The 5,092-nt window shown below is 79.6% G+C and carries 2 protein-coding genes; both read right to left on the bottom strand.

Features of this window, described 5'->3' with window-relative positions; genetic code table 11:
- The coding region (locus tag G6556_RS16905) for an ATP-dependent helicase (protein ID WP_166944018.1) at window positions 1-2,824 on the bottom strand (2,824 nt) is incomplete at its 3' end.
- A partial coding sequence (locus G6556_RS16900; RefSeq protein ID WP_166944017.1) for a UrvD/REP family ATP-dependent DNA helicase occupies window positions 2,821-5,092 on the bottom strand: 2,272 nt, incomplete at its 5' end. The genes G6556_RS16905 and G6556_RS16900, both read right to left, overlap by 4 nt.

Raw genomic sequence — 5,092 nt, 5'->3', positions numbered from 1 at the left:
CCGCCGCGGCGGACGCCTCGACCGCGGACCGGCGCACCGGGCCGCCCTCGGCCTCGCCGCCGAACGGGTCGGCCGGCCAGACCGCGCCCGCCGCCTCCTGCGTCCGCGGGTTCTCGGCGCCCTCGTCGGGCAGGTCCGCCCAGCCGGCCACCCGCGCCAGGCCCGCGTCGACCACCTCGGTGAGGAACAGCGACGGCGGCCGGACCCGCGACCCGTCGCCCCACCACGCGCCCGTCAGCAGCAGCGCCGCGCGCGCCCGGGTGAACGCCACGTAGGCGAGCCGGCGCTCCTCGGCGACCTGGTGGTCGCCCGCGTCCAGCAGGAACTGCTTGCGCCGCTCCTCCAGGTCCTTCGGGTCGGCGGCGCCCGCGTAGGCGAAGTCGGGCAGGTCGTGCCGGTCGCCGCGCAGCGGGTAGGGCAGCTCGCCGAGCCCGGTGAGCCACGCGGAGTCGGACGGGCCGTTCGGGCCCTGCGTCCGGGTCGCGGGCAGCCCGCCGTCGACCAGCCCCGCCACGGCGACCGCGTCCCACTCCAGGCCCTTGGCGGCGTGCACGGTGATGAGCTGGACGGCGTCGGGGTCCGGCTCGGCGACCGGCATGTCGAGCCCGTGCTCGTGCGCGTCGGCCGACTCCAGCCACGCGAGGAACCCGCCGAGCGTCGGGTCGTCCGTGGCGTCCGCGTACCGCACGGCGACCTCGCGGAACGCGTCCAGGTGCGCGCGGGCCCGGGCCGGCGCGACGCCCGCGCGGGACGCCACCTCGATGTCGAGGCCCCACAGCCGCTCGGCGTGCGCGACCAGCTCCGGGAGCGACAGGTAGGTGTGCTGCCGGACGGCGCGCAGCACCTCGCCGACGGCCGTGACCCGGGCCAGGCCGGCCGGGGTGAGGCCGCGCCCGGCCGGGCTGCGCCAGCCCGGCGGCGGCGGGGAGTCGACGGCGTCGACGATGCTGCGCTCGTCCACCACGTCGGCCACCACCGGGGCCGGCTCGGCGGTGCCGTCGCCGGGGATCCCCGCGGAGGGGGCGCCGTCGATCGCGACCCCGTCGCCGGCGAGCCGGCCGGGACCGCCCTCGCCCGCGCTGCCGGCCCCGCGACCCGCGCCGGCGTCCGCCGCACCCGCACCGGCCGCGCCCGCGCCGCCCGCGCCCGCCGCCGACGCCGCGCGCTCCCGCGCCACGGCCGCCGCCGCCCGCGCGTCCAGCCCCTGCGCCAGGTGCGCCGACCAGTCCGCGAGCGCGTGCAGGTCCGCCGCGCCGAGCATGGTCCGCGCGCCGGTGAGCAGCCGCATGAGGGCGTCGCCCCGGGACGGGTCGTGCGCCGCCTGCAGGATCGCCACGACGTCGACGACCTCGGGCGTGTTCAGCAGGCCGCCGAGGCCGACGACCTCGACCGGCAGGCCGGCCGCCCGCAGCGCCCGGTGCAGCACCGGGAACTGCGCGCGCTTGCGGCACAGCACCGCCGCGGTGACCCGCGCACCGCCGGGCGCGGGCGCGCCGCCGTCGACGCCGGGACCGCCCTCGGGCCGCCAGCGCGCGGCGACGAACTCGGCGACCGCCTGCGCCTCCTCCTCCAGCGTCGGGGCGAGGTGCGCGATCACCTCGCCGGCGCCCGCGCCCGGGCGGGCGCCGAGGGTCGGCAGGGCCACCCGGGCCTTCTCGGGCCGGCGCAGCGGCGCTGCGACGTGGTTGGCGGCGTCGAGCACGGCGACGTCGTTCCGCCAGGACGTCGACAGCGCGTACACGGCAGCGGGCCGCCGGTCGCCGTCGTCGGCGACGTCCGGGAAGTCCGTGGGGAACCGCTCGAGGCCGCCCGCGCTCGCGCCACGCCAGCCGTAGATCGACTGGTGCGGGTCGCCGACCGCGGTCACCGGGTGTCCGCCGCCGAACAGCTGCGACAGCAGGACGAGCTGCGCGTACGACGTGTCCTGGTACTCGTCGAGCAGCACGACCCGGAACCGGGCCCGCTCCCCCGCGCCCACCTCGGGCACGTCCCGCGCCAGCCGGGCGGCGATGGCGACCTGGTCGCCGAAGTCGAGGGCGTCCGCGGCGCGCTTGCGCTCCCGGTACGCGGCCACGAGGTCGAGCATCCGCTGCCGCTCGCGCAGCGAGCCGACGAGCTCGCGCACCTTGGCGTACGGCTGCCGCGGCGGCGAGCCGGGCGGGGTCGCCTCGATGTCGTCGACGATGCCCTCGATGCGGCGCCGGGCCTCGTCCGCGTCGATCAGGTGCTCGTCCAGCGCGCCGGACAGCGTGAGCACCGCCTCCACCACGGTCGACACGGCCGCGGACGAGTCGAGGTCGGCGGTCCACGACTCGACGACCTCGCTGGCGAGCTGCCACTGCGCGGCCTCGCCCAGCAGCCGGGCCGAGGGCTCGACGCCGATCCGCAGCCCGTGGTCACCCACCAGGGACGCGGCGTACGCGTTGTAGGTCGAGATGGTCGGCCGGGCGACGGTCAGCAGCGCGGCGCCGCCGTCGGCCGCGTCCTCCGCCACGGACAGACCGGGCAGGTGCACGCCCTCGGCGGCCGCGGCGCGGGCCAGGTGCCGCAGCCGGCGGCGCACGCGCTCGGCGAGCTCGCCGGCGGCCTTGCGGGTGAACGTGAGGCCGAGGACCTCCTCGGGCGCGACCAGCCCGTTCGCGAGCAGCCACACCACCCGGGCGGACATCGTCTCGGTCTTGCCGGAGCCCGCGCCCGCGACGACCAGGGCGGGGCTCAGGGGCGACTCGATGACCGCGACCTGCTCGTCGGTCGGCGGGTCGCGGCGCAGCAGCCGGGCGATGTCCAGCGCGGACAGCGTCGCGGCGAGGGCGGGCGCGGTCACGCGACCACCTGCCCGCCCTCGTCGCGAAGCGGGCAGGACCTGCGCACCGGGCAGCGGTCGCACAGGGGGTTCGCGGTCGCCGCGAACGACGAGGCGGCCATCCGCTCCGCCACCTCCTCGATGTGGGTCCGGGCCCAGGACGGGTCGTCCGGCGCATCGGGTCCGAGCGCGGGCTGCTCGCGCAGCGCCGCCCTGTTCTTGTTGACGTCCGAGACGAACACGAGCTGCGCGCCCGCGCTGACCGCCCCGGGCGTCAGGCCCTCGACCGCGCCGGCGTCCACCGCGAGCTGGTAGGCGCCGAGCTGCGGGTTGGTGGTCGCCTCCTGCGCCGACGGGGCGGTGCGCCCGGTCTTGAGGTCGACGACCCGGACCGGTACCGGCGCGCCGTCGCCCGACCCGCCGTCGGCACCGTCCACCCCGGCCGGAGCCGGGCCCGGCTCCGCCCGCTCGACCCGGTCCAGCGTCCCGCGGACCACGGCCCGGTCCAGCTCGAGCTCGAACCGCGCCTCGATCGCGAGCGGCTCGCCGGCCCGCTCCAGGTAGTCCGCGAGCCGCTCGACCATGGCCTCCGCCCGCCGCCGCTCCAGCGTCGCGGGCCAGCCGTGCCCGAGCCCGAGCTCCGGCCACCGCCGGTCCAGCTCGGCCAGCAGCGCGTCCCGGCCGCCCCGCGGGTGGGTCTGCGCGAGGGCGTGCACGAGCGTGCCGAGCGACTGGCGGGCGCTGCTCGGCGCCGTGCCGCCCGCCGCCTCCAGGGCCCAGCGCAGCGTGCAGGTGCCGGCGGTCTCGATCCGCGACGGCGACACCGGGACCCGCTGGCCCTCCGCCCACAGCGGCGCGTCGCTCGACGGGTCGGCCAGGCCGTGCCACTCGGCGGGGTCGGCACCGGGGACGCCCTCGTCGGCGAGGCGGGCGAGCACCGCCGCGGCCTCGGCGTCGGGGGTGCCCTCGCGCGCGGACTGCTCCAGCCGGCCGCGGAGCTGGGCGACCAGGCCGCGCAGGTCGAGCGGCGCCGGGGCGACGGTGCGCCGCGGGTCGTCGTCCTCGTCGTTCGGCTCCACCAGGTCGAGGAACGGCGACGGCTGGTCGTCCTCGTCGGACACCGCCGTCACCAGCAGCACCCGCCGGGCGCGGGACACCGCGACGTGGAACGACCGGAGCTCGTCGGCCAGGACCGCGGCCCGGGCGGCGGCGCCCGCCTCCGCCACGGCGTGCGCGTCCGTGGCAGCGGCCTCCGTCCCCGCGGTACGACCGGCGCCCCGGCCCGCGAGCACGTCCACCAGCGCCTGCGAGCCGAGCAGCGAGTCGCGGAGCCGCAGGTCCGGCCACACGCCCTCCTGCACGCCGGCGACCGCGACCACGTCCCACTCCCGCCCCGCGGCGCCCGCCGGGGTCAGCACGGACACCGCGTCCCGCCGGGCGCGCGCGGCGATCGTGTCGGAGGGCAGCTCCTGCGCCTCGACCCACTCGAGGAACGCGGCGGCGCGCGCCTGCGGCATCCGGTCGACGAAGGTCTCCGCCGCGCGGAACAGGGCCAGGACCGCGTCGAGGTCGCGGTCCGCGCGGGCCCCGCCCGGACCGCCCGCCAGCGCCGAGCGCCGCCACGGCTCGGCCAGGCCGGACGCGTCCCAGATCGCCCACAGCACGGCCTGCGCGTCGGCGCCCGGCGCGGCGGCCGCCGCGCGACCCTCCGCCAGCACCGTCGCGATCCGGGCGACGGGCCGGCGCACCACCGGCTGCAGCGCGGCCGCCTGCGCCGGCGACAGCAGCACCTCGACCAGCAGCTCGTCGCTCGCACGGCCACCGCCCAGGGCGACCTCCTCGGCGCGCAGGCTGCGGCGCAGCCGGCGCAGGCCCACCGCGTCCATCCCGCCCAGCGGGGAGCAGCACAGCCGCGCGGCGAGCTCGGCGTCCAGGGCCGAGCCACCGGCGTCCGGGCCGAGGGCGACGCGCAGGGCGTCCAGCAGCGGGCGCACCGCGGGCTCGTCGCGCAGGGGCACGTCGCTGCCGACCACCGCGACCGGCACCTGCGCCGACCCGAGCGCGCGGCGCAGCGCGGTGACCTGGCCGCCGGACCGCGCGATCACCGCCATCTCGGCCCAGGGGGTGCCGTCCTCCAGGTGCGCGCGCCGCAGGGCGTGCGCCACCCAGGCGGCCTCCTGCGCCGGGCTGGGCAGCACGGCGGTGCGCAGCACGTCCCGGGGGACGGCGTCGTGCGGGGTCGGCGCCGGCCCGCCGGCCGCCTCGCCGGCCTGCGTCGGCACGCCGCCG

The organism is Cellulomonas sp. IC4_254 (assembly GCF_011603975.1).
Taxonomy (GTDB): Bacteria; Actinomycetota; Actinomycetes; order Actinomycetales; family Cellulomonadaceae; genus Cellulomonas.
Note: the sequence above shows the minus strand (reverse complement) of the source record. Positions and strands in the feature narration are given on the sequence as shown.